General features: G+C 71.6%; 24 protein-coding genes and 1 pseudogene. 10 read left to right on the top strand and 15 right to left on the bottom strand.

All coding sequences use genetic code 11. The features are described 5' to 3' along the window. The first annotated feature begins 150 nt into the window (after nucleotides 1–150). On the top strand, nucleotides 151–588 hold the full coding sequence (locus AC5WRT_RS30420; protein WP_496100798.1) for a glutaredoxin domain-containing protein: 438 nt from the start codon (nucleotides 151–153) through the stop codon (nucleotides 586–588). 202 nt (nucleotides 589–790) lie between these two features. Here the strand turns inward: AC5WRT_RS30420 and AC5WRT_RS30425 are convergent, their stop codons facing one another. Together AC5WRT_RS30425 and AC5WRT_RS30430 are read right to left on the bottom strand one after the other, a co-directional pair. Continuing rightward, nucleotides 791–1345 carry a DUF2231 domain-containing protein gene (locus tag AC5WRT_RS30425; protein WP_496097342.1) on the bottom strand — a complete coding sequence of 185 codons (555 nt, stop codon included), beginning with the start codon at nucleotides 1343–1345 and terminating at the stop codon, nucleotides 791–793. Between the two features lie 1223 nt (nucleotides 1346–2568). Beyond that, complete coding sequence (locus AC5WRT_RS30430; protein ID WP_496097341.1) at nucleotides 2569–3417, bottom strand: DMT family transporter; 849 nt, start codon at nucleotides 3415–3417, stop codon at nucleotides 2569–2571. A 472-nt stretch (nucleotides 3418–3889) separates the two neighbouring features. On the opposite strand from AC5WRT_RS30430, the gene AC5WRT_RS30435 reads away from it, so the two are divergent. The 5 genes from AC5WRT_RS30435 to AC5WRT_RS30455 all read left to right on the top strand — a co-directional run bounded on the left by AC5WRT_RS30435 (nucleotide 3890) and on the right by AC5WRT_RS30455 (nucleotide 9601). Continuing rightward, nucleotides 3890–4468: a fasciclin domain-containing protein gene (locus AC5WRT_RS30435; RefSeq protein WP_496097340.1), complete on the top strand. Its 579-nt coding sequence runs from the start codon at nucleotides 3890–3892 to the stop codon at nucleotides 4466–4468. Nucleotides 4469–4768: 300 nt separating this feature from the next. Next, nucleotides 4769–5224: a P-loop NTPase family protein gene (locus AC5WRT_RS30440; RefSeq protein ID WP_496097339.1), complete on the top strand. Its 456-nt coding sequence runs from the start codon at nucleotides 4769–4771 to the stop codon at nucleotides 5222–5224. Next, nucleotides 5224–6552, top strand: coding sequence for a PP2C family protein-serine/threonine phosphatase (locus tag AC5WRT_RS30445; protein WP_496100799.1), 1329 nt, complete (start codon nucleotides 5224–5226; stop codon nucleotides 6550–6552). The genes AC5WRT_RS30440 and AC5WRT_RS30445 overlap by 1 nt, the downstream gene beginning before the upstream one ends. Before the next feature lie 234 nt (nucleotides 6553–6786). Continuing rightward, nucleotides 6787–7764, top strand: coding sequence for an MASE1 domain-containing protein (locus AC5WRT_RS30450; protein ID WP_496097337.1), 978 nt, complete (start codon nucleotides 6787–6789; stop codon nucleotides 7762–7764). A 607-nt stretch (nucleotides 7765–8371) separates the two neighbouring features. After that, nucleotides 8372–9601 carry an NAD(P)/FAD-dependent oxidoreductase gene (locus AC5WRT_RS30455; RefSeq protein WP_496097336.1) on the top strand — a complete coding sequence of 410 codons (1230 nt, stop codon included), beginning with the start codon at nucleotides 8372–8374 and terminating at the stop codon, nucleotides 9599–9601. Between the two features lie 465 nt (nucleotides 9602–10066). Here AC5WRT_RS30455 and AC5WRT_RS30460 read toward each other — a convergent pair whose 3' ends face one another. The 4 genes from AC5WRT_RS30460 to AC5WRT_RS30475 form a co-directional block, all read right to left on the bottom strand. Beyond that, entirely contained in the window at nucleotides 10067–10360 is a 294-nt protein-coding gene (locus tag AC5WRT_RS30460) for a metal-sensitive transcriptional regulator (protein WP_496097335.1), read from the bottom strand. 121 nt (nucleotides 10361–10481) lie between these two features. Next, complete coding sequence (locus AC5WRT_RS30465; RefSeq protein WP_496097334.1) at nucleotides 10482–11057, bottom strand: rhodanese-like domain-containing protein; 576 nt, start codon at nucleotides 11055–11057, stop codon at nucleotides 10482–10484. A gap of 99 nt (nucleotides 11058–11156) precedes the next feature. After that, a complete protein-coding gene (locus tag AC5WRT_RS30470; protein WP_496097333.1) occupies nucleotides 11157–11906 on the bottom strand; it encodes a sulfite exporter TauE/SafE family protein in 750 nt (249 codons plus the stop codon). Next, a complete protein-coding gene (locus AC5WRT_RS30475) occupies nucleotides 11903–12268 on the bottom strand; it encodes a rhodanese-like domain-containing protein (protein ID WP_496100800.1) in 366 nt (121 codons plus the stop codon). Before AC5WRT_RS30475 ends, AC5WRT_RS30470 begins: the two co-directional genes overlap by 4 nt. A 649-nt stretch (nucleotides 12269–12917) precedes the next feature. Here AC5WRT_RS30475 and AC5WRT_RS30480 point away from each other — a divergent pair. The 3 genes from AC5WRT_RS30480 to AC5WRT_RS30490 all read left to right on the top strand — a co-directional run bounded on the left by AC5WRT_RS30480 (nucleotide 12918) and on the right by AC5WRT_RS30490 (nucleotide 15336). Continuing rightward, nucleotides 12918–14291 (top strand): MBL fold metallo-hydrolase, encoded by a 1374-nt coding sequence (locus AC5WRT_RS30480; RefSeq protein WP_496097331.1) that lies wholly within the window; start codon nucleotides 12918–12920, stop codon nucleotides 14289–14291. Nucleotides 14292–14413: 122 nt separating this feature from the next. Then, the gene (locus AC5WRT_RS30485) at nucleotides 14414–14569 is read left to right on the top strand and encodes a DUF8730 family Cys-rich protein (protein ID WP_496100801.1); all 156 of its coding nucleotides are present in this window, start codon (nucleotides 14414–14416) and stop codon (nucleotides 14567–14569) included. A gap of 302 nt (nucleotides 14570–14871) precedes the next feature. After that, nucleotides 14872–15336 carry an SPW repeat protein gene (locus AC5WRT_RS30490; protein ID WP_496097348.1) on the top strand — a complete coding sequence of 155 codons (465 nt, stop codon included), beginning with the start codon at nucleotides 14872–14874 and terminating at the stop codon, nucleotides 15334–15336. A gap of 244 nt (nucleotides 15337–15580) precedes the next feature. On the opposite strand, the gene AC5WRT_RS30495 is transcribed toward AC5WRT_RS30490, so the two are convergent. The 5 genes from AC5WRT_RS30495 to AC5WRT_RS30515 form a co-directional block, all read right to left on the bottom strand. Beyond that, complete coding sequence (locus AC5WRT_RS30495) at nucleotides 15581–16036, bottom strand: response regulator (RefSeq protein WP_496097329.1); 456 nt, start codon at nucleotides 16034–16036, stop codon at nucleotides 15581–15583. Next, complete coding sequence (locus AC5WRT_RS30500; RefSeq protein ID WP_496097347.1) at nucleotides 16033–17595, bottom strand: sensor histidine kinase; 1563 nt, start codon at nucleotides 17593–17595, stop codon at nucleotides 16033–16035. The genes AC5WRT_RS30495 and AC5WRT_RS30500 overlap by 4 nt, the downstream gene beginning before the upstream one ends. 86 nt (nucleotides 17596–17681) lie before the next feature. Beyond that, on the bottom strand, nucleotides 17682–18941 hold the full coding sequence (locus AC5WRT_RS30505; RefSeq protein ID WP_496097328.1) for a PP2C family protein-serine/threonine phosphatase: 1260 nt from the start codon (nucleotides 18939–18941) through the stop codon (nucleotides 17682–17684). Nucleotides 18942–19039: 98 nt separating this feature from the next. Continuing rightward, entirely contained in the window at nucleotides 19040–19225 is a 186-nt protein-coding gene (locus tag AC5WRT_RS30510) for an ATP-binding protein (protein ID WP_496100802.1), read from the bottom strand. A 315-nt stretch (nucleotides 19226–19540) separates the two neighbouring features. Next, entirely contained in the window at nucleotides 19541–19990 is a 450-nt protein-coding gene (locus tag AC5WRT_RS30515) for a MarR family winged helix-turn-helix transcriptional regulator (protein ID WP_496097327.1), read from the bottom strand. A gap of 422 nt (nucleotides 19991–20412) precedes the next feature. On the opposite strand from AC5WRT_RS30515, the gene AC5WRT_RS30520 reads away from it, so the two are divergent. Continuing rightward, nucleotides 20413–20871 carry a MarR family winged helix-turn-helix transcriptional regulator gene (locus tag AC5WRT_RS30520; RefSeq protein WP_496100803.1) on the top strand — a complete coding sequence of 153 codons (459 nt, stop codon included), beginning with the start codon at nucleotides 20413–20415 and terminating at the stop codon, nucleotides 20869–20871. 398 nt (nucleotides 20872–21269) lie between these two features. Here the strand turns inward: AC5WRT_RS30520 and AC5WRT_RS30525 are convergent, their stop codons facing one another. From AC5WRT_RS30525 to AC5WRT_RS30540, 4 genes and pseudogenes are all read right to left on the bottom strand, one after another. Next, on the bottom strand, nucleotides 21270–23024 hold the full coding sequence (locus tag AC5WRT_RS30525; protein WP_496097325.1) for a PP2C family protein-serine/threonine phosphatase: 1755 nt from the start codon (nucleotides 23022–23024) through the stop codon (nucleotides 21270–21272). Next, a complete protein-coding gene (locus tag AC5WRT_RS30530; protein ID WP_496097324.1) occupies nucleotides 23021–23389 on the bottom strand; it encodes a hypothetical protein in 369 nt (122 codons plus the stop codon). The genes AC5WRT_RS30525 and AC5WRT_RS30530 overlap by 4 nt, the downstream gene beginning before the upstream one ends. Then, entirely contained in the window at nucleotides 23386–23829 is a 444-nt protein-coding gene (locus tag AC5WRT_RS30535) for an ATP-binding protein (protein WP_496097346.1), read from the bottom strand. The genes AC5WRT_RS30530 and AC5WRT_RS30535 overlap by 4 nt, the downstream gene beginning before the upstream one ends. Further along, nucleotides 23829–23993 (bottom strand): annotated as a pseudogene (locus AC5WRT_RS30540) (STAS domain-containing protein); the annotation flags it as partial. The gene AC5WRT_RS30535 and the pseudogene AC5WRT_RS30540, both read right to left, overlap by 1 nt. Nucleotides 23994–24108 lie beyond the last annotated feature (115 nt).

The raw sequence follows: 24108 nt of genomic DNA on the forward strand, positions 1-24108 counted from the left end.
TCCCGGCTCCCGGCTCCCGGCTCCCGGCTCCCGGCTCCCGGCTCCCGGCTCCCGGCAACGCAACGGCAGCGCGGTGCGCCGGTGTCGAGGCGGCCCCCGAGCGTCAGTCCGCTTCGAGAGGCCTCTTGCGCAGCGATAGTCTGCGTCACCATGACGCGCACTTGGATCCTGCCCCTGATGCTCATACTGTGCGGCTCAGCCGTTGCGACCGCGCTGGTCCTCGGGCAGGAGCCCGGCTCGGCCTTGGCGTTCCTGCTCGTGTTCGTGATGCTCGCCTTCGTGAACTCCCCGTTGATCTTCCCGACGTCGATCGGCGCGGTGGAGGCACAACGCCGCAGCGCGATCGACGGCAGGCCGGTCGTCTACTGGCGGCCGGGCTGCACGTACTGTCTGCGGTTGCGCATGCGGCTGGGACGCAGCGCTGACCGCCTGCACTGGGTCGACATCTGGCGCGACCCGGCCGGGGCGGCAGCGGCGCGGACGGCCAATGACGGCAACGAGACCGTGCCGACCGTCGTAGTGGGAGGCCGACCCCACACCAACCCCGACCCCGCATGGGTGCGCGACCAGCTCTCCACCGCCCCCTGACCAGGATGCCGCCCTGCCGGACAGCCGACCGGGGCTCCGGCCACTCGACAACCATGCGGGAACGAACACCGTCCCGGCACGGCGGTTCGGTTCGGGCAGCGCCGTCGGCACGGACGGCAGTCGGGGGACGGGACGGCCGAAGCCGGGGAACGTCACCCGATGGGGCGGATGCGCCGCCCGGCCTGCAGTGACGGCTGTCCGGTCACCCCTTGCTGCCGGATTCGCCTGTCGAGAACCGGCCGTGCCAGACCGCCTTCGCGCCCGAGTCGCCGATCCGGTACACCTGGATGGCTGCGCCGACTGCCACGATCAGGGCGAGCACCAGCGCTGCGACACGCACCGGGACGGAGGAGGCCCGCCGAGCCACAGCGGATGCCCCGCCCTCCGCGGAACTCCCGGCCGCACCCCTGCCCCCACGCTCCCAGCGAGAGCCGACACGGCCGAGCAGCCAGACGACGACCGTCAGGACGAACAGGGCGATCGTCCACGGAGTGAGGTCGGAGCCCATCTCGGTGTGCTCCTCCACCAGCGCGGTCTCCCGTACCCGCTCCTCCAGCCATTCGCCGGACTCGGTGGTGAGCACCACCAGAACGAGAGTCACCAGGCCCAGCAGCGGCAGTACCCAGCCGAGTCGACGCGCCGCCGAAGGCCACAGCACACAGACGAGGAGTGCCAACGCCGTCAGCGGTACCAGCACCACGGCGCTGTGAACGAAGAGGGGGTGGCCGGGAAGGCCATTGATCAGCCCGACATCCACGGAAGCCCCTCCGGCGCTTGGGAGACGGACAAGCGCAATGCACTTACCCCGATATCTGCCATTTTGGTCATTATGTGGCCGACGTAGTCCGGGTGGAGGAGATGCACACGCGGACGGAGTACCGCACGAAATGCAAGGGACGGTGTGTCTCCGCCGGCTCTATCTATGGAGAGCCGGGGTGGCTGCCGTCCAAAGGCTCTTGCGGGCATCGATGCACGGCTGACGACGCAGCGGTGCTGCTGACCGCAGACCGCCCGCAGTGATCAGGGTCCCGATCGCGGGTGGGGCTCGCGGTCGGCTCGGCTGTGCGGCAGTTCGGCAGAAGGTGGTGCCGAGAGCAGCCGTGGGCATGGGCCATCGCGCGAAGGGCTTGGTCCAGAGCCATTTCCAGAAGTGCGGGTGGGGTGAGAGCGCCGCTTCCGTCCGGTGGAACGAGCCACTGCAGTGTCCCCCACCGGCAGTGCGGGGCGGGGGCCGCGATCCAGCCGCCCTTCGAGACGTATCTCAAAGCGTGGCCGGCCCACAGGGCGGTGGGGTCGGGCGGCACGAGGAATCCCACGCGGTGGGCCCGGCCGTCGTACAGAACCGGCCCCCGCTGCGACACCGGGACGGTGCTGAGCAGTTCGACGGTGCGCAGACCGAGGCGTTCGGGGACGGTCAGGACGTCCCACAGGCGCCCGGTGGCCAAGAGGTGGACCCCGGTCAGCCCGTGCATCCAGTCGTCGCGACACGCGCGCGGGTCTTTGGCCGCGGCAGCCAGCCACTCCAAAGCTCTCTGCCAGTGTGAGAGTGCCATTGCCAACCCCTAACTCACGCAGACGAACGACGAGTTGACCGGCGACCGAAGCAACCCGCCTCCTCGATGCCCCACACTGTCAAGATGCGATCGCAGGCCGGGCACGCCGGAGACAACCTGCGCCCTTCTCCTGCTGCATCGCGACCGTGGATGAGCGAGTCGTAGTCCACCGCACTGGCCCACGCCACTGCCATCCATCGGATACGCGGTTCGCCGGATAGAGCGAGCGCAGGCGCGCTCAGGACCGAGCGCCGTACAGGACACGCCCCCTTGGCACGGCGTCACCACCCCGCCGTCGAAGCGCGTCACAGCCGGAGGCTCACCGACCCGGAGCCGGACGTCCGTCATGGATGCTTCAAGGCTCCGACGGGCCAGGACCACCGGAGCGCGACCCGACGCGGTGCGTCACCCGCCGATGGGCCCATGGTCAGGTGCGCACCAGCGGTGACCTGTCCAGGACGACGATGCCGGTCACGGCCAGGGCCGCGCCGAGGATCTGGACGGCGAGATACCCGGCCGTGGCCAGGCGTTCGTGGAAGACGGCGGCTCCGATGAGGACGGCGCCGATCGGCTCGACGGTGTCGATGAGGGGAAGACTGACCGCCAGGGACCCGGCCTGGAACGAACTCTGTGCCAGCAGCAGCCCCGCTCCGCCGACGAGAAGCAGTGCGTACGGCTCCCAGTGCACCAGCGCGGCCGGGCCGCTGTCCCGGAACAGACCTGCCGCGCTCTTCGTGAGCGCGTCCAGCAGCGCGAAGAGGAGCCCGGCAGCGGCAGCGTACACGCCCGCACGCACCCGGCCCGAGGTGCGGAGCCCGGCCGGCACCAGCACGGTGACACACGCCGCGACCACCGCCAGGAGCGGCAGCCAGTCCCCTACGCCGGGCCGCCCCGCACCCGGGGAGTAGGGCAGCACGGCCAGAAAGGCGGCCACTCCGCCGGCGGTGCACACCGCGCCCGTCACGTCCCGCCGGGTGAGATGCCGACGGCGTCGCCGGGCGAGGATCGGCAGGGCGAAGAGCAGGTCCGTCGAGGCCAACGGCAGCACGAGCACCAGTGGGCCGAAGGCGAGAGCCGCGCCCTGGACGACGAACGAGAAGGCCGACAGGGCGATGCCGGCCAGCCACAGCGGCCGGTGGGCCAGGGCCCAGATCAGCCGGGGCCGAAGGGACTCCTTCTCGGGCACGGTCGCGGCGGCCTCCTGCTGCAGCACGGCCGCCACGGCGAAACAGCAGGCGGCCAGGAGTGCGGCCGGTACGGCAACGGCGATGGCCATGATCACAGGATGCTCGCCGACCGGCGAGGCCGCACGCGAACGGAAACGGATGAGCGGGGCGGCGGAGCGGTGTGGCTTCGTCAACCACGAGGGTGGACGGACCGGCCTCGTCGCCCGACGGGGCGGCGACTTCCAACCGGTGGTGTACGAGGGTGCCGACCCGAACGGGGCCCGGGTTGTGCTGCGGCCGTGCTCGCGCTGGTCGGCAGGCAGCGGCCGCGACTCCCCGAGGCGGTGGCCGGGCAACGGGGCCCACACCACGACGGCGCAGGTCCGGCAGGGCGGGGCCTTCACCGCGTACGAGCGTCGAGATGCGGTCACCGGCGCCGAATGTATACGCTCGACGAGTGGCCGGGGTGATGACGGCTCAGGGCCGTGGCGCAGCAGCCGCCCCACCCCCGCCCGGCGGAGACCAAGACGTCCGCCGTCCCGACCTCTGCAGTGTTCACGCCTCCACGGGAGGAAGGTTGCGATGAGGTTCACCCGCACGCGTACAGCAAAGGCCACCGCGGCAGCTCTGGTCGCCGTCCCGCTCGCGCTCGTAGGTCCGGCGTCGCAGAGCCACGCACAGGACGCGTCTCCCAGCCCGTCGGGGACGTTCGGTCCCGGCTGCTCGGCGCTCGCGCAGAAGGCCGACACGGCCAAGGACAAGGTCGTGGAGGCTGCCGCCGCGTATCCACAGCTCAGCCAACTGGTCTCGGCCGCGGTCAGGGCAAGGCTGAGCGGCACCCTCGACGGGAAACCCCACGTCACCATCTTCGCTCCCAACAACCAGGCCTTCAAGAAGGTGACCGCGTCACAGCTCGCCTCGCTGCTCAACGATCAGGGGCGGCTGAAGAAGGTGCTGGCCTACCACGTCGTGGACAAGCAGGTCACCCCGAACGAGCTCTCCAAGGGCTCCTTCACGACAGTGGAAGGCAGCAAACTGACCACGTCGGGCTCGGGCACCAAGTTCAAGGTCAACGGCAAGGCGAACATCGTCTGCGGCAACATCCAGGCTGCGAACGCCACCATCTACGTCATCGACGCAGTCCTCCAGCCCCCGTCCTGACGCATGACTCCCGTTCCCGGCGCGGGGCGAGCCCCGTGCCGGGAACGGGAGTCCCCTCGCGCAGTTTCCCGCCCGTGACAGCGGCAACGACAGCGGGAGTCACCTTGTATGACGGTGTGTGACATGCCGCCTTCGGTGCAATGGGCTGGTCGGGCGGTCGCGTCGGGTCACCCTTTGCAGGTCGGTCGTGTCAGGAGACTGTGGGTGCGCAGATCGCGTGAGTGGCTCGATGAGGGGATCCGCCGGGTCGGGCGGCGGAACCCGGCGGCATCCGGGCGGGCTTCGGCCCAGCCATACCGGGTGACGCGGACCACGGTGACCAGGGCGCTCGGGCCGGCGGACGTGGCGTCCGGCCGGAACCCCGGCGTCGCGCCCGCGCCCGAGCCCTTCGGCGAGCTGAGCAGCGAGGCTTGGATGCAACTCGCCCAGGTGGATGCGGCCGAGCGCCTGTCCGGTGTGTTCGCCGGCCGCAGCAGGGCCGATCTGTTGTGTCCGGCGGAGTTCGGCCGTCCGAGCCCGGGCAAGAGGGGCACCGGGCTGCTGTTGCGGATGTTCACCGGGCGGGAGGAACGCAGGGCCACGCAGGGTGCCGCGAGGGCCCTGTTCAGCGGATGGCACAGGACCTTCACCGACCCCCGTCCGGGCGCGGCGATCGCCGGACGGCTCGCCTTCGCAGGGATCCTGGTGCGAACCGGCGCCGGCTCCTGCCGGCCGAGGGCGACCGAGTACGCGTACCGGTCCGCCGGGCGATCGTGATGGCCGGCGGCAAGGAGGGTGAGGGGGCGAGGCCGCCCCGTCCCGACCTGATGGCGCGTCTGGACGCCGAGCTGGGCCGGATCGACGAGCAGATGCGCGCCCTGGCCACCGCCAAGGACCGGGTTCAGAGTCTGTTGGACGCGGTGGTGGCCATCACGCGGGAGGTGGAGTTGCCCGCGGTGCTGCATCGCATCGTGACCACTGCCATGGACCTGGTCGGCGCCCACTATGGAGCACTGGGAATTCTGGACCAGTCCGGCGAGTATCTGCAGCAGTTCATCGTCGCCGGCATGTCCGAACTGGAACGCGCGGCCCTGGCCGACGTGGGGTTCCCACGCGGCCTGGGTGTGCTCGGACACCTGATCCGTCACCCGGAACCTCTGCGGGTGACGGACATCCCCTCCCACCCGGCCTCCGTCGGGTTCCCGCCGGGCCACCCGCGGATGCACACCCTGCTCGGCGTCGCCGTCAGCGTCCGCGGCGAGATCTACGGGGACCTCTACCTCTCCGAGCGACGGGACGGACAGCCCTTCGACGTGCACGACGAGGACATCCTCGTGGCCCTCGCCAGCGCCGCCGGCATCGCGATCGAGAACGTCCGCCTGCTCGACCAGGTACGCGCCGGATCCGAACAGTTCCAGCGGCTCTTGCTGCCGACGCTGCCCGACATGCGGCCCTTCGGCGCCGCCGCCATCTACAAGCCCGCAGCCGAACCCCACCATGTCGGCGGCGACTGGTACGACGCCATCCTGCTGCCGGACGGCGCGGTGGCCGTTGTCATCGGTGACGTGGTCGGCCACGACCTCCACGCCGCCGCCGCCATGGCCTCCACCCGCCACATGCTGCGGGCATTGCTGTTCGCCATGCGTACTCCGCCCAGCGCGGTCCTCACCCAGCTCGACCTCACCCTGGAGGCCATCACCGACAACCCCGTCACCACCACCAGCTTGGCGCGCATCGAACCCGACGGGCCCGCCTGGAGACTGCACTGGAGCACCGCGGGCCACGTCCCGCCTCTGCTGATCAAGCCCGGCGGCGGGGCGGAATACCTGTTCGCCGAACCCGGACTACCACTGAACGTCGACACCGAGCACCAACGCCCCGACCACACGCACCCCCTGCGCCGGGACACCACCGTGGTCTTCTTCACCGACGGCCTCATCGAACACCCCGACCACCCCATCGACGAGAGCCTCGCCGAACTCGCCGAACTCGCCACCACGCACGCCGCCCTGCCCCTGCGGGACTTCGTGCAGGCCCTCGCCGACCACCATCCCAGCGACGGGCACGACGACATGGCCATCCTCGCCCTGCGCACTCCCCACTGAGCTGACGGACAGCCCTCGACGACACGGCTGAAGAGGAACCGTCAGAACGCGCTCCCCGAGCGGTCGCCCGAAGCAGCCCCGGCACAGCACATTTCGAAAGGTCACACAGATGAGCAGCGGTGTGGTGGATCCGGCGGGGCCGGCCGGGTCCGCGGACGGGGAACGACCGGCCGAGGCCGACCGGAAGACTTGCCGATGACTCCCGCTCACCGTGACAGGCTCCGGCGCGGTGGCATGACCGCCCTGCGGATCGGGGCCGTCGCCGCGCTGTACTACGCCTCGGGCAAGCTGGGACTGCTCCAGCAACTCGTGCGCGGTCAGGTCACTCCGCTGTGGCCACCGACCGGCGTCGCCCTGGCCGGCCTGCTCCTGCTCGGCCTGCGGATCTGGCCCGGCATCGCACTCGGCGCCTTCCTGATCAACATCTCACTCGGGCCGTCGATCCCCGCCGTACTCGCGATCACGACGGGCAACACACTCGCGCCTCTGTGCTCCTACACGCTCCTGCGGCGCACCGGGTTCCACACTCGGATCAGCCACTTCCGGGACGCTCTCGCACTGGTCTTCCTCGGCGGGCTCACCGGCATGCTCGTCAGCGCGACCGTGGGCAGCGGCACCCTGCGCCTCGCTCACGCGCTGCCCGCCGGCGGGTTCTGGCCGACGTGGTGGGTCTGGTGGACCGGCGACGCGATGGGCGTCCTGGTGGTCACCCCCCTGCTGCTCGTCCTGCGCTCGGCACACCGACCGAAGCACGCCCCGCCCTCTCGATGGGAAGAGGGCACGCTGCTCGTCGCGGCCACCATCGGCGTCGGCACCCTCGAAAACGCCCCCGCCCCGCTGGCCTTCCTCGCCTTCCCTCTGCTGACCTGGGCCGCCTTCCGCTTCCAACTCGCCGCAGCCGCACCCTGCGCGCTGGCCGTATCCACCTCTGCGATCCTCGCCGCCACCCGCAGGACAGGCCCGTTCGCCGGTCACACGCTGCTCACCAACATGATCGCGCTGCAGGCGTTCAACGGCGCCGCCGCAATGACCGCGCTGCTCCTCGCCGCGGTCATCACCGAACGAAACGAGACCCAGCGGAAGATCGAGGAAACCTGCAGGCGTCTCGCCGAGATGGCGGCACGGATCGCATCGGATACCGGCGGCCCGCCGGCTCCCCCCGGCGACCGGGGCGACGCGGAGGACAGCGGCGGACAGACTCGGCCCTCGTGATCAATCGACAGCGCGCCGCGCAGGAGACGGCAGTGCTGCACGGCCCGTCCCGACCCGGCGCCATGCCGCCGGGAAGCGCCGCGAGAAACGGCCGAGGAAGGAAGGTTCCGGTCCGCCGGCCCACGGCTGCCAGGGACGCGAGTCCAGGGGCCGGGAACCCCGGTCCAGGAGCCGCCCTCCGGCCGACGCGCCCCACACGCGGCAACGAGCAGCGGTTCGGCACGACCGAGGACCCCAGGTGCCCGCCCCGGTGCCGGGTCGGGGCGGACCCGGCACTCCGGCCGGGGGCACGGCTGGCTCCCGCAGCCGATGGGTGACCGTCCACACGCCGGCCACGAAGTGGCGGGGAGTCGCGGGCTCATGGCCGGAAGGTGGGTGACGGCGAGCAGGCCGCCCGGGTCAGGATGCGATGGGTGGCGGCCGTACGGCTGGCCGGCACCCCACCAACCGAAAAGACCGAAAAGTCGGATGTTTTACCTCTCGGTCAAATACCCCTGGGGGTGTTTGACCGGCCCCGAACGCCGCCGTAGCCTCGTCGACAAGAAACCCCCCGGGGTATTTGCCGAGGCGCCCGAGAGGTGCCCGACCAGACGGAAGGACTTCCACCATGGTCGCCATCCCCCCACCCGGCACGGATGAGATCACCGGCCGGCACCGCGTCGCCGTCATCGGCGGCGGCAGCGCCGGGATCAGCGTCGCCGCCCGCCTGCGCCGCGCCGGCGTCACCGACATCACCCTCGTCGAACCCTCCGACACCCACTGGTACCAGCCCCTGTGGACGCTCGTCGGCGGCGGCCAGGCGTCCTTGCGCACCACCCGCCGTCCCGAGGCTTCCGTCATCCCCGGCGGCGTGCGCTGGATACGCCGGCACGCCGTCGCCGTCGACCCCGGTGCCCACACCGTCACGCTGTCCGGGGGCGAGGAGCTCACCTACGAGCACCTCGTGATGGCGCCCGGCCTGCAACTCGACTGGGACGCCGTGCCCGGGCTCGCCGAAGCGGTGGGACACGACCGGGTGACCAGCAACTACGCGCCGGAGTACGCCCCCCGCACCTGGGACCTGATCCGGCAGATGCGATCGGGCACGGCCGTCTTCACCCACCCGGCGACGCCTCTCAAGTGCGGCGGCGCACCCCAGAAGATCGCTTACCTGGCCGCCGATCACTGGCGCAAGCAGAAGGTCCTCGACCGGATCCGCATCATCCTCGTCATCCCGGACCCGACCCTGTTCAAGGTGCCGGAATGGGGGCGCACACTGGAGCAGGTGGCCGCCCGGTACGGAATCGAGGTGCGGCTGCGGTCGGAGCTGACCGCCGTGAACGGAGACTCCCGCGAGGTCGTCCTCACGGACCGTGCGACGGGCACCGAGGAGACCGTTCCCTACGACCTGCTGCACGCCGTGCCGCCGCAGAGCGCGCCCGACTGGCTCAAGGACGGCCCGCTCGCCGACCCGGCGAGCCCTCTGGGGTTCGTCGCGGCGGACAAGCACACACTGCAGCACCCGCAGTACGCAGACGTCTTCGCGCTCGGCGACGTGGCGAACCTGCCCACGTCCAAGACCGGGGCGGCCGTGCGCAAGCAGGCCCCGGTCGTGGCCGCCAACCTGCTGGACGTGATGAACGGCCGGAGGCCGACACGGCGCTACGACGGCTACACGTCCTGCCCCCTGGTGACCGCACGCGACCGGATGCTGCTCGCGGAGTTCGACTACGACCTGAAGCCGTCCCCGACCTTCCCCCTCATCAACACCTTCAAGGAACGGCGCGACATGTGGGTGTTCAAGCGGTACGTGCTGCCGCCGGTCTACTGGCACGGCATGCTGACCGGCCGTCTGTGACCGACCGGTCCGGGTTTCGCCGGGCCCGGGCCGGTTCCCCCGTTGCCGTCTTCGTGGCTCGGCAACGGGGCCTTCGGCCTCCGGGTCCGGCACGGCTTCCCCTGTTGTTGACGACCGGGGGGTGTCACCGGGTCCGGAGGCATCGACGGACCCGGTGATGAGGGGCTCGAGCACTGGCCTCACCCGGGCCGGAGGAGCTCTCCGCAACGTGGATGTGGCAGCTCATGACGGGCGCGCTCGGCAAAGACGGCACCGTGCCCCGAGCGCCGTGACAACCACCCGGTCGCCGGGACAGCCGTGGGTCTGATCGTCGGCACCGGCGTCGGGCGGCGGCAGCGGCCGACCGGTCCGGCCCGATCTTCCCTCGATGCGGTCACCGGCACCCGGAGTCGGCGCCGGCCCCTCGCCCCCCTGACCGACTCCATGCCGTGCACTGCGGCGCGCCGGGCAGCGGCCCGGAATCTCCTACGCCAGTGACAAGAAGAGCTTCTCCAGGCGTGTGCGCATCTGCTGGACGTGCTCGCCGTTCCTGTGCCCGTCCTCGATGTCGGCCGCGCACTTCTGCGGGCCGGTGGCGGTGATCGCGAAACCGGCACGGTCGAGGGCCCGCGAGGCGGCGGCCAGCTGCGTGACGACGTCCTCGCAGTCCCGGCCTTCCTCGATCATGCGTATCACGCCGGAGATCTGGCCCTGCGCACGCCGCAGCCGGTTCAGCACGGCCTTCAACGGAGCGCCCTCGAGATCGAGTTCCCCTGTCACTCCTCCGTCACCCCTCACAAATACCCCCGGGGGTACCGCCCGGGGGCGGGCCGGCGGCGATCACGGGACGGCCTCCGTACGGGTGCCCCGTGAGCCGGGGCCCATGGGACACCCGCAGGGGTCAGAGGCTGCGCAGGCGTGCCAGCGTGGCGTCGAGGTCGGCCTTGCGGGGCCGGTTGTAGGGAAGCTTGCCGAGCATGGCGGCCATGCCGCAGGTGTTGGTCACGGCGGAGAACACCAGGCCGCCGGCGACGCCGGCGGACAGCAGCCGGAAGGCCGGGTGGACGAACTCGCCGAGGGCCAGGCCGAGCAGGATGAGGGATCCGGCGGTGAGGCGAACCTGGCGGTCCATGCTCCACGCCGTCTTGACGTCGCAGGCCGCAGGGCGGTCCAGTTCGTGACCGTGGGCGGCCCAGGCTCCGGTGCCGCCCGAGAGCGTCACGGCGTGGATGCCCTTCCCGGCGAGCTGCATGCACGCCTTCTCGGACCGGGCACCCGAGGCACAGACCACGAGCACGTCCGTACGTTCGGCGGCGTCACGGATGTCGGGCAGCGCGCCGTCGAGCTGGTCCAGTGGGATGTTCAGGGCGCCGGGAATGTGGCCGTCGGCATACTCGCCCGGGGTGCGGACGTCGATGACGATGAGTTCCTGCAGGCGGGTCCTGGCCTGGCGGGGATCGATGGTGGCGATGGTCATGACAGATGTCTTCCTTGTGAGTGGATGTTGCCCCGGAGCGGACGTGCCCGCGTCCCGTGGGGTGACGGTGCGGGGGGGCCCCGAACCGCGGCGGGTCGGTCAGAAGAGCGCGTCGACGAGCATGAAGACGGCGACCGCGAGCAGGACGTACGCGAAGACGCGCTGCAGTGTGCCGCCCTTGAGCTTTTTGGACAGACGTTTTCCGTCCCAGGCGCCCAGAACGGCCGCCCCGGTGAACGGCGCGATGACGGCCCAGTCCAGGTGCATCCCGGTGCCGGCGCGGGCGCCGAGCGCGGCCAGTGAGTTGATCGTGATGACCAGCAGGCTGGTGCCGACCGCACGACGCATGGGCAGCCGCAGCACACCCACCAGTGCCGGTACGGCGAGGAAGCCGCCGCCCACGCCCAGGAACCCGGTCACCGCGCCGAGACCGGCCCCCGCGGCACCGGCCTTGCCGGCGTTCACCTGGGCGCCGGACTCGACGACCGCGGGCGTGGGGCGCAGCATCCGCACCGCGGCGAGCGCCGCGATGACCGAGAAGGCGAGGGTCAGCAGAGCCTGGGGCAGATGGCCGGCGGCGGCGCCGGCGACCATCGCGGGCACGATGCCCGCCGCGGCGAACAGCAGCCCGGTGCGCCAGGTCACGTTCCCCTCCCGGGCGTGCCCGGTGAGCGCGGTGACCGAGGTGAGGGTGACGATGACCAGGCTGGCCGTCGTCGCCTCCGCCGGGGTGAAGTGGAGCAGGTAGATCAGGGCGGGTACGGCGAGGACGCTGCCGCCCCCGCCGAGGCCGCCGAGGGCCAGGCCGATGACGGCACCGGCGACGAGCGCGAGGATCAGAGCGGTCATGCTATCGAGCCGATGTTCCCGTGGTCGTCCACGACCGGGTGCCCGGCGGCGGCCCAGGCCCTCATGCCGCCCTCGACGTCCACCACCTGCACGCCCCGCGCGGCCAGCAGTCCGACGGCCTGCTGCGAGCGCTGCCCGCTGCGACAGATCACCACCAGCGGACGGGTCCGGACCGCCTCCGGCAGCGCCGCCCCCGCCGCCAGGCCGGAGAGCGGTGCGTACACGGCGCCGGGTGCGTGGCCGGCGTCCCACTCGTGCTGCTCACGCACATCCAGGAGAACGGCCGGAGCGTCGGCGTCCCGAATGCGCCGGAGAGCCTCGTCGACGGACACACGGTCCTCACCGGTGGGGAAGAGGGACATGACACAACCTCTCGAAATAGACAGGGGCGGAACGGGAGGGGCGTGCAGCCGGTCGCCACGGTCGGTGCCGGCAGCGGTGGCGGAGGCGATGCCGTCGTCCACGGCCGGCACGTCCCGCCCAGAAGCGGGCAGCGGCGAGACCGTGGTACCGGCCTCCCCACCGCACTCGACGAAGAACCCGGCGACACTCCGCCCAGGTTACCCCCGGGGGTATATACCCACGATAGCACAAGTACCCCTGGGGGTATTTCGGGCCCACTTCGACCCCGGCCGGGCAAGGCCGTCCGTCCCCACCTTCCGGATCGCGGACGTCATCCGCCCGCACAGGGAAACCCGCAGGCCAGAGGGCCGCCGCCCGAGCGGTGCGAGTGAATCGAGGCGGCGACGCGACCGCTCGCCTGCGACTCCCTCCACGCCACCCCGAGCGCGACGCCGGGGCGGCCGCCCAAGGGGCCACCCGCGATGGCGACACCCAGGAGGCGGGGCCGGGGCGGTATGGACCCCGAGGCCACCGAAGGCAACTTGCCTCCATATACCCCCATGGGTATACGATGCTTCTCGTGAATACCCCCGTGGGTATTTTTCCCGCATACCCACGGACGTCCCGGGACTCCGGTTCCCCCGCACTACAGGCGCCAGGAGGCACCTCATGTACTTCGCGCAGCACTACCTCGACTGCCTGTCCCAAGCGGCGTACGTCATCGGCGATCCGACCAGCGGCAAGGCGATCGTCGTCGACCCCCGCCGGGACGTGGACGAGTACGTCGCGGACGCCGAGGCGCATGGATTCACCGTGGAGGCGGTGATCAACACCCATTTCCACGCCGACTTCCTCGCCGGCCACCTGGAACTGGCCCGGCGCACCGGAGCCTGGATCGGCTACGGGCAGCGCGCCGTCACCGAATACCCGATCCGGAAGCTCGCCGACGGCGAGCGGATCTCCCTGGGCGAGGTCACCCTGCAGATCCTGGAGACCCCGGGCCACACGCCCGAGTCGATCAGCATCCTCGTCTTCGAGAAGCCCCAGGACACCGTCCCCTACGGGGTGCTCACGGGCGACGCCCTGTTCATCGGCGACGTCGGACGACCCGACCTGCTCGCCTCCGCCGGCGTCACCGCCGAGGAGCTGGGCGGGATGCTCTACGACAGCGTCCACCACAAGCTGATGACCCTGCCCGACGAGGTCCGCGTCTTCCCCGCCCACGGCGCCGGCTCGGCGTGCGGCAAGAACCTCTCCACCGAGCTGCAGTCGACCATCGGAATGCAGCGTCTGACCAACTACGCCTGCCGGCCCATGGACCAGGACAGCTTCGTCCGCCTCGTCACCGCCGGCCAGTCCGCCGCCCCGGGCTACTTCTCGTACGACGCCGACCTCAACCGCCGCAACCGCGACCTGTTCGAGCCCCAGGAGGGTGCTCCGGCGCTGGACGCGATCGAGTTCGCCCGCCTGCGCACCGCCGGCGCCGTGGTCCTCGACGCACGTGACCAGTTCGAATTCGCCGCCGGTCATCTGGCCGGCTCGGTCAACGTCCCCCTCGACGGCCGCTTCGCCGAGCAGGTCGGCAGCGTCCTCACCCCCGAGGACGAGATCCTCATCGTCGCCCCCGAGGGCCGCGCCGAGGAGACCGTCACCCGCCTCGCGCGCATCGGCTTCGACCGCGTCCACGGCTACGCGGCCGAGCCCGAGCAGTTGTTCCTCGCTCTCGTCGAGCAGATACGCCAGGCAGGCCGGCTGACCGCCGAGGCCCTGCGTGCGGAACTCACCTCGGCCCAGCCCCCGCTGGTCCTCGACGTACGCAACTGCGGCGAGCGCGAGGGCGGCCGCGCCATCGAAGGCGCTCTGCACATCCCCCTGGCCGAACTGGCCAAGCGCCTCGACGAGGTCCCGGCCGAGGGCCGTCTGGTGGTCCACTGCGCCGGCGGTCACCGCTCGTCCATCGCCGCCAGCCTGATCCGGCACAGCGGCCGCACCGAGGTGTACGACCTGCTCGGCGGCTACGGCTCCTGGGAGACAGCAGCCTGACCGCCCGAACGTCCGCGGGCACGGGCGGCAGAGCGGCCGCCCGGCCCCGCGGCGGTCCCCCGCGCGCACCCTCCCGGGGCGAGCGACGCCCCGGGGTCCCACCGAAGGAAAGGAAGTCCGCCATGTGCCGGCGCGTCACCTGTTCGACCTGCGGCAAGGCCACGTACGCAGGCTGCGGGAACCACGTGGACCAAGTCCTCGCGGGTGTGCCGCAATCGCGACGGTGCGACTGCCCGCCGGCGCCCAAGCGCACCTGGTGGCGCTTCGGCCGCCGGTGATGCCGCTGGGCCTGCGTCCCTCGTCCCGCCGCCGGCAGCAGGCGCCGCGGTCGCCATGCCCGACGACCTCCCTGATCTCCGTGTGGGCCGTACCGGTCCGGCCGCACCGGCAGGGCCGGGGTATGCGGGGGCCCAGGGACCTCCGGGGCCCCGTCCCACGGCGCCGACGTCGCGAGCACCGGGTCTCCCGCTCGGCGGAAAAAGGGCCGACGGCCGTTGGCGATCGCCGTTACGGGTACTCGCGCAAGTCAACGCACATCCCTTCGAAGGTGAAGAAAATGACCACTTCTCCCAGGCCGTCGATGGAAACGCATCCGGACATCGTCGACATGCGCCTCAGGCACGAGATGGCCGAGCGCGCCACCAGCACGCCCAAGGGACAGGCCATCGAGACCGTGGCACTGCTCACGGGTCTGTACCTCGCGGCATCGCCGTGGATCACGGGCTTCAACGGTCTGTCGACACTGGCCGTCAGCAACCTGCTCACCGGTATCGCCTTCGCGGTCCTGATGAGCGGCGGCTTCGGCCGCGCCTACGAACGCACCCACAGCATGGCATGGGCATCCTGCGCCCTGGGCATATGGGCGATCATCTCCCCCTGGGTGGTCGCCGGGCACGTCAACACCACGAAGACGATCGTGAACAACGTCATCACCGGCGCGCTGGCCCTCCTGCTGGCCCTGGCCGCCAGCGCAGCAGCCCAAGCGGCGGAGTCGTCCCAGGTGCGGCGCGGCATGCCGACGTCCTACGGACCTGGTGGCAGCTGACTGCACTGCGAGCCACAGGCTCGGCCACCGCCCGCCGGAACACTCCGGTCGACGCCGTGCGGCCGCCGACCGGGCCACGCGGGCACGCTTGCTCCACGGGCGCGTCGCCATGACCGCGGCAGCACCGCGTCGGGCGCCCCGCCTGTGGCGGTTCGGGCCCGGCGGATGCCCGGTCTCCCGGCTCCTGGCGCGTCTGCGGCCGGGCATGTTCCCCACGGGCGGATGCCGGCTGCCCGGTCGTCGCCTACCGCTGGGTCATGTCCTGGCGGGGCAGGCGTACGACGGTCACGAAGAACTCGTCGATCTGCCGGACCGCGGCGATGAACTGGTCGAGGTCGACGGGCTTGGTGACGTAGGCGTTGGCGTGGAGCTTGTAGCTGCGCAGGATGTCCTCCTCCGCGGAGGACGTCGTGAGCACCACCACGGGGACATGGGCGAGATCGGGGTCGGACTTGATGCGTTCCAGAACCTGCCGGCCGTCGTACTTCGGCAGGTTGAGGTCGAGCAGGATCAGGTCCGGGGTCGGGGCGTGGGTGTACGCGCCGCGCCGGTAGAGGAAGTCGAGGGCCTCCTCCCCGTCGCGAACGACGTGGAGCGTGTTGCCGATCTTGTTGTCCTCGAACGCCTCGCGGGTCATCAGTTCGTCGCCCGGGTCGTCCTCGACCAGGAGGACCTCGATGGGCTGTGCTTCGGGGGTCATGCGGGCTGTCCTTCCGGGGTGGTGCGGGCGGTCGCCGTGTCGCCGGCCGGGCGGGGTGTGCCGGCCGGGAGGACGAAGCAGAAGCGGGTGCCGTCGGTGTACGCGGTGTCGATCCAGATGCGCCCGCCGTGGAACTCGACGATCTTCTTGCAGAGCGCAAGGCCGATGCCCGTGCCGGTGTAGGCGTCCCGGCCGTGCAGGCGCTGGAAGATGACGAAGACCTTCTCGGCGAACTCCTCGGGAATGCCGATGCCCTTGTCCGCCACGCTCAGCCGCCATCGCGCGGTGCCCTCGTCGGCGTCCGCTTCGGCTTCGCAGGTGATGCGGACGCGGGGCGGGCGGTCGGGGTGCCGGAACTTGATGGCGTTGCCGATCAGATTCTGCCAGAGCATCACCAGCAGCATCGGGTCGCCGGTGATCTCGGGCAGGTCGTCGGGACGCTCGATGACGGCGCCCGACTCCTCGGCCGCGGCGGTCAGGTTGGCCACCGCCTTGTCCAGGGTCTGCTCCAGCGCGACGGGTACGTTGGCGTCGTTGACCCGGCCGACACGGGAAAAGGTGAGCAGGTCGTTGATGAGGGTCTGCATGCGCTTGGCACCGTCCACGGCGAAGGCGATGTACTGCTTCGCCCGGTCGTCCAGCTCGTCGCCGTACCGCTTTTCGAGCAGTTGACAGAAGGAGGCGACCTTGCGCAGCGGCTCCTGCAGGTCGTGGGAGGCCACGTAGGCGAACTGCTCCAGCTCGGCGTTGGAGCGGCGCAGTTCCACGGCCTGGGCGTCCAGGTCGGCCGTCTGCCGGGTGAGGTGCTCGTGCCGGGCGTGTGACGCGTCCAGTTCCGTCACGAGGCGTTGGCGCATGGCTTCGACGTCGTTCGCCATCGCCCGGATGTCCGCGGGCCCATCGGACGGGATGCGGTGCTGGAACTCGCCCTTGGCCACGCGGCGGGACGCGATGCGCAGCCCGTCCAGTGGCCGGGCGACGAGGACCTGGACCAGCACGGCGAGCAAGCCACCGGTGAGGAGGAAGGTGGCGACCATGGCGCCGAGCAGCCAGTTTCGTACGGTGCGCACGTGGGCCAGCTCGCTGCGGCCGCGTTCCCGCGCCTGCGTCAGGTGGGTGTTCTGCACCGTGAACAGGGCGCGGATGTGCTCGAAGGCCGCCTTGCCACGGGCCGTGGTGGCCTTGTCGACCGGGTGGGGCCTGCCCGCGGTGACGCCGGCGACGAGGGGTTCGGCGTAGGTCCGGCGCCAGTCGGCCGCCGCGCGTTCGATGCCGTCCAGGTCCTCGCGCAGGGTCGCCCGGTCGCCGATCAGCCGGCGCAGGCGGGCGGCGGAATCCCGCTCGTCCCGTTCGCCCTCGGTGTAGGGGGCGAGGAACCGCGGGTCGGCGGCGATGACATAACCGCGCGCGCCCGTCTCCTGGTTCAGCAGGGCGTTCTGCAGACCCAGCGCCTCGGCGCGGGCGGGCTGGACGTCCTCGATCAGCTGGTCGGAGACGTGCGCGGTACGCGCCAGGAGCTCGGCGCCGATCACCGAGCCGGTCACCACCAGCGCGATCATCACCGCGAGGGCCACGTGGAACCAGCCCTGCACGGTGATCCGGCTGCCCCGCCGGAGGTGGACGGGCGCAGGAGACGTCGTCACGGTCACGATTCCTTGCTTCCTCGGGGTTGCCGGTTCCACCGCAGGTGCACCACGGCCACGTCGTCGGCGAGACCGCCGTAGTCCTCGGCCAGTGCCTCGGCACGGCCGATCAGTCTGTCCACGAACGCCTCCGCGGGCAAGGCGGCGGCCGACCGGGCCGACTCCAACAGTCCCTGCTCCCCGAGTCGTTGATGTCCCGGACCGGTCCGGCCCTCGAACAGGCCGTCGGTGAACAGCACGATCCCCGCGCCGACGGGCAGGGGGATGTCCTCCACGGGCCAGCAGGCCATACCGCTCGGCAGCACCCCGAGCGCCGGCCCGCCCGGCACCTCCACCCACTCCACCGTGTCACCGGCCCGCAGCAGCATGCCCGGGTGTCCGGCGCGCATCACCCGCGCCGAACGCCCGTCCGGCAGCAGTTGCAGACTGGTGAGCGTGGCGAAGATCTGCTCACCGGTGCGCTCGGCGACCAGGATCTCCTCCAGGGTGCTCAGCTGCCGGACCCCCGTGGCACCGCTGACCACCAGCGTCCGCCAAGCGATCCGCAGACCCACGCCGAGCGCGGCCTCGTCGGGGCCGTGCCCCGAGACATCGCCGATCAGCGCGTGCACGCTGCCGTCCGGGGTCTGTACGACATCGTAGAAGTCGCCGCCGAGCAACGCCTGTTCCCGGCCCGGCAAATAGCGGGCGACCACCTCCAGGTCCGGGGCGTCCCGCAGCAGCGGGGTGGGCAGCAGCCCGCGTTCCAGCCGTCGGTTCTCCTCCGCCCGCAGCTGGCCTGCCTGAAGAGCGGCAGCCGCCTGTTCCGCCAGCTTGCGCTGTATGGCGTATCGGACGGCGCGGCCGAACAGCTCCGCGTCGACCCGCCCCTTGACCAGGTAGTCCTGCGCACCCGCCGCGACCGCCGCCAGACCCGCGCTCTCCTCGGCCAGGCCCGTCAGGACCACCACCGCGACATCCGCGTGCTGGCGTACGCGGGCCACGCCCGCCAGCCCGTGGGAGTCGGGCAGGTGCAGGTCGAGCAGCACGCAGTCCGGGCTCTGTTCGGCCACTGCCTCACGGGCCTCGGTCAGGGAACGCACCCAGGTGAGCCGCATGCCCGGAGTGCAGTCGGCGACCAGTTCCTCCACCAGGAGGGCGTCCGCCTCGTCGTCCTCGATGAGCAGCACCGAGGGTTCCTGCCAGGCCCAGGCGGCTCCGGCCGCCGCGGCGGAACCGGGAACCACCCGTACGCCGACAAGTCCATGCTGTGTTGGGAGCATCCGTCCCTGGTTCCCCCTCGAACGCCTCGGCAGCCCTTCGGGCTCTTGATTGCCGTAGGGCAACGAACGAAGAGTACTGGCACCGCCCTGCTGCGCCGTCACCGGCCTGCGGACGCCCACTTGGCGATCCTGGCGCGGACCGTCCTGCCCTGCGCCGTGGACTCCGCCGTCACTTCGTCGGCGAGCCTGCCCACCATGAGCAGGCCGAATCCACCGGATCCGGTGAAGTCGGGCGTTCGAGTGCGAGGCGGCGTGGGGTCGTCGTCGCGGACGGTCGCCGACACCGCGTCAGGTCCGCCGGCTCCAGGACGCAGAGGTCGCCTCGGGCGTGCCGTACGGCGTTCGTCACCAGTTCGGAGACGGCCAGCTCCACCGTGGAGGGCGCCTTCTCGCAGAACGGAGGCTCAAGGCCGTTCAGGAACCTGCGCGAGGCTCCCCTGGCATGGGCGGTGGCGTCGCACCGTCGGCCCAGGACGGCACGCGTCCGCGATCTCGTGGCCTCCCGCGGTCTCGTGGCCTCCCGCAGGTCGCGGCTTCCCGTGCAACGACCTCCTCGTCGGCGTGCGCCCTGTGACCCTCGCCCCGCCGCATCCGCGTCGTCACTGCGGCGAGCGGCTGCGCGGCACCCTGACCAACGGCCTCAGCCGGCCGTACAGCTGGTCGATCGCCTCCCGCAACACCGGTCGGTCCGAAGCGGCTGCCGTCACCAGGACCTGCTCCAGAAGCTGGCGGCGGCGTTGGCGCGTCGCTTCGAGCACGCACTTCCCGGCTCCGGTGAGGCAGAACGCGCCGGAGGGGGCGCGGCGCACCAGTGTGCGCTGTTCCAGCCGGCCCAACAGCCTCGCCGCGGAAGCGGAGTCGACGCCGAGTTCCCCGGCCAGCGCATCCGGACAGCCCGGCTCATTCTCCAGTACGAGAAGAGCGCGCATTTGCTCACCGGAAATCGTCGGGGCGACATCCTCATGTGCCCGCCGCCACAACTCGGCCATCGATTCGGCGACGTGTTCCGCCGCCATCGACGCTTCGACGGGTTCGGGTTCCACTGACATGGCTTTCCCCTTCTCCTCGATGCCGTCGGATACCGCGCTTACCCACCTGACGGCGTTTCAGCCTCGCCGCTGTGTTCGAGAACGCTCTCATCTGCGCGGCAGGCGGGACGATCGATGCCGGTCACCGGCCATTCGGAGGAGTTTTGACCAACGCGGCCGATCTCGGCGGACGACGTGTTCACCGGCTGGACGGCAACCGGACACGGCGCGGCGGCAGACACCGAGAACGCAGCAGAACCTCCCCTGTTCGCACCGGGTTCCCGGGATGGACGGGCCGGCGGTGCTTGCTCGACGGCCGTTCGGGTACCGCGTTTGGATGGGGGTGGCATTCGTACGAGCGGGCGATTACTGAAAGCGATGTGTGCGTGACTCGTCGCAGCGGATTCGGGGACGACCGGGCAAGCGAGCCGGACGGGGATCCCATGGCTGCCCTGGCGCTGGAACTCACCGATGCCGTGGACAGTCTCGCGAACCTGTGGTCGGTGGCCGCGCAAGGAGCGCGCCTGCGCCTGTCGCCGCACCAACTGCGGGCCCTGCGGATCCTTCAGGCCGCGCCGGGGCTCAATCTCACCGCTCTGGCGGAGAGCATGGAGATGGGGATGCCGACGGCCAGCCGCCTGTGCGACCGGCTGGAGGCGGCCGGCCTTCTGGAGCGCGTACTTCACCCGCAGAGGCGGCGCGAGGTGCAGTTGAACATCACGGGGCACGGCCGGCAGGTTCTCGACGAGGTGGCCTCCCGGCGGTCGCAGGCGCTCGCCGCCGTTTTCACGGCCATGGGGACGGGCGACCGGGACGCGCTCGGTCGCGGCCTGCGGGGTTTCCTGGCGGCCCGGGACGGCATCAGCCGGGGCCCGGACCGTCCCGATCCGGGACCCGCGTGATCCGCGTGATCGGGACGGTGTCAGGCACGTCGGCCGTGGCGGTCGAGGCACACCACGGTGGCGTCGGACATGAGGTCCAGGTCCCTGCTGCCCGGTGAAGGCGCTGCCTGCCGGGCCCTCGCGGGCGGGCACCGGGGCTCCGGTGTGCGGCAGGTGGGACACCGGTTGCAGCACGGTCGGTCCGTGGCCGGCCGGCCGGAGGGTCACCTCCTCGGCTCCCGCTCGCTCGGCCGACAGACGGCCGGCGACGAGGACCGGCGCGTGGCGCGGGGCCGCGCGCAGCTGGGCCTTTGCGGACGGAAGCGATCCATGGGCTTTCACGGCATCCACCTCTCGCCCGGTGGCCTCCACGCCACCGTTCCGAGGGCCGGCACAGGCACTGCTTCCCGACCCGGAGGTCAGTGCGCCTCTGTACGCCGCTCCCGCCCGGTCGGCGTCATGGTGTGGCACAGCAACAGGCAGACGTCGTCGTCGCGTTCGGAGTCGTGCAGGAGGGGTTCGAGCAGGGCGTCGGCGGCGGCGTCCAGGTCCCGTGCCAGTTCCGGTGCGCTCAGTGCTGCCAGTGCCCGGGCGAGGCGTTCGATGCCGGGGTCGATGCCCTGCGCGCGGCGTTCGACCAGGCCGTCCGTGTAGAGCACCAGGGAGGAGCCGGGCGGCAGACCGGCGACATGGTCGGCATAGGTGTACGTCACCGGGATGCCCAGCATGACGCCCGGCTTGTCGTTCAGGACCCGCACGGTTGCGTCCGCGCCGCGCACGACGGCGGGCGGATGGCCGGCCGATGCCCAGACCACCTCCTGTTCGCCGGGCCGGATGCGGGCGACCAACGCGGTGGCGTACAGGTCGGGTTGCAGGTGCCGGAGCATGTGGTGCAGGCGGGTGAGGATCTCGCCGGGGGTGGAGTTCTCGACGGCGTAGGCGCGCAGCGCGGTGCGCAGCTGGCCCATGACGACGGCGGCGTGCAGCCCGTGGCCGGTGACATCCCCTATGACGGCCAGCAGGCTTCCGTCGGGCTGGACGAAGGCGTCGTACCAGTCGCCGCCGATGTTCAGCCCCTGGGTGGCGGGGAGATAGCGCGCGGCCAGGAACAGGCCGGGGACGGCGGGCAGGTCGGTCAGCTGGGCACGCTGCAGGGTCTCGGCGGTGTCGCGGTACCGCTCGTAACGGCGGGCGTGGTCCAGGGCGATGCCGGCGCGACGGGCGAGTTCCACCAGCATCACGCAGGCGTCGGGGTCGAAGCGGGGGCCGGGTGCGGTGAGGGTGAGGACGCCCAGCAGGCCGTGCGCTTCCAGGGGGATGGCCAGCAGGGGGCGCTCGGGAGACAGGGCGGAGGGCGGGAGGTCGCCGATGCCGGGCAGGTCACCGGGGTGGGGGGCCGCGTGCTGGGGGCGGCCCGTGCGGGCGGCGACCACCGCGGCCGCCGAGTGCTCCCGGACCCGGTGGGGCCGCTCGTCGTCGTTGTCCTCGTCGAAGAGCCAGACGTCGAGGTCGGCCGCGTAGTCCGGCACCAGCAGGTCGGACAGGCGGCGCAGGATGGCCGGGGGGCTGAGGGACGCCGTGATGGCGGCACTGGCGTCGCCGAGAAAGGTCAGCAGGCGCCGGGCCCGCTCCGCCTCGGCGCGGGCGGCCCGCTCGGCGTCGAGCAGCCGGCGCTGGGCCAGCACGGCGGCTTCCAGGTCGGCGTGCAACGCCAGAACGCCCTGGTTGGTGTGGTGCAGCTCCTCCCGGTGCACCTGGGTGAGGTGTTCCTGCTCGCTCAGGATGCCCAGCAGGGCCGCGGTGCTCTCGTCGGCGTGCAGGAGGGCCTCGGGCAGCGGCGTGCCGGCGCGGACAGGGTGCCCGAAGGGCCGGCGGGGCAGCGGGCAGGTGAGGACGGGCCCACGGTCCGGGACCGGGAGGAACGAGCCGGCCGGCCGCAGTGAGACACCGAACCGGCCGTCCTCCTGCGCGCTCGTGTGCCGGAGGTGGAGCAGGAGTTCCCACTCGCCTCCCCGGTCCAGGCAGTGGCGCAGCAGGGCGGAAAGCGACGCGAGGAAACGGGCCCGTTGCAGCGCCGGAGTCTCGCCGTCGGTGACGATGCGGTCGACGGCGGCACGGGCCAGGGCCGCGTCGGTGACGGACGCGATCTTCCAGATGTCGGAAGGTGCGGTCATGGAAGTCCGTCCGGAGGTTCAGGGGCAAGGACGGCGACGCTGGTGTCGTCGCGCAGCGGGCGTGCGGCACTGCCTGCGTCCCGCAGGACGACCGCGGCCGTCACGGCCGGGTCGTGGCCGAGGAGCCGGGGGTCGTGCGGAGGCACCCAGCGGCTGGGCAGCACGTCGCTGTGCAGGACGAGAGACTGTCCGGCCGCCAGTGCGACTGCTGTACGGCCACGCGTCGCCGGCTCGGTGGCCACGAGCGCCGCGACCGCGGTGGCATGGGCGTCCAGCCGTGTGTGGGCGCAGGCCGCTTCCGGGGCCACGCGGACGTCCCGGACTCTGGTGGGGTCCTGGACGGGGATGTCCCAGACCCTGCTCACGGCGCACCCGTGCGCGGGGAGGGCAGGCCGGTGGTCCAGTCGGTGATGGTGACGGTCGTGCCCTTGCCGGGACTGCTGTCGAGCGTGAACTCCTGGACGAGCCGTCTGGCACCGCTCAGGCCCAGACCCAGGCCGCCGCCGGTGGTGTAGCCGTCGGTCATGGCCTGGTCGATGTCCCGGATGCCGGGTCCGGCGTCGACGAACGACAGTCGCAGTCCGCGGCTGCGCCCCTCTTGCAGGACCGTCATCTCCATGGCCCCGCCACCGCCGTGCACCAGCGTGTTGCGGGCCAGTTCACTGCCCGCGGTGACCAGCTTCGTCTGCTGGACCAGGCTGAAGCCGAGATCGGCGGCGGCCCGGCGTACGTGTTGGCGTAGCCAGGCCGGATCCGCGTCCGAGCCGATGGGCAGACGCGTGGTCGGGGCGAGTGGAGCATGCATCATGCACCCTCTTCCGGGTGAGCGGGTGAGGCTGCCGAGGGGGCACGGCCCAGCGGGGCCAGTGCCCCCTCGACGTCCAGGGCCGTGACCGGGCCGGGCGGGGTGAGGCCCAGCTCGACCAGGGTGATGGCCACGGCGGGGCGCATGCCGGCCAGCACCGCTTTTCGCGGCGCCGTTCCAGGAAGCCACCCAGCTCCCGCACGACCTCGGGCGCCGCATCGTGCCGCTCCGCCACCTGCATCGTCTCCCTGCCGCGTGGCCCGGCAGCCCGCCGAACGG

The sequence above is a fragment of the Streptomyces sp. NTD91 genome (assembly GCF_059510455.1).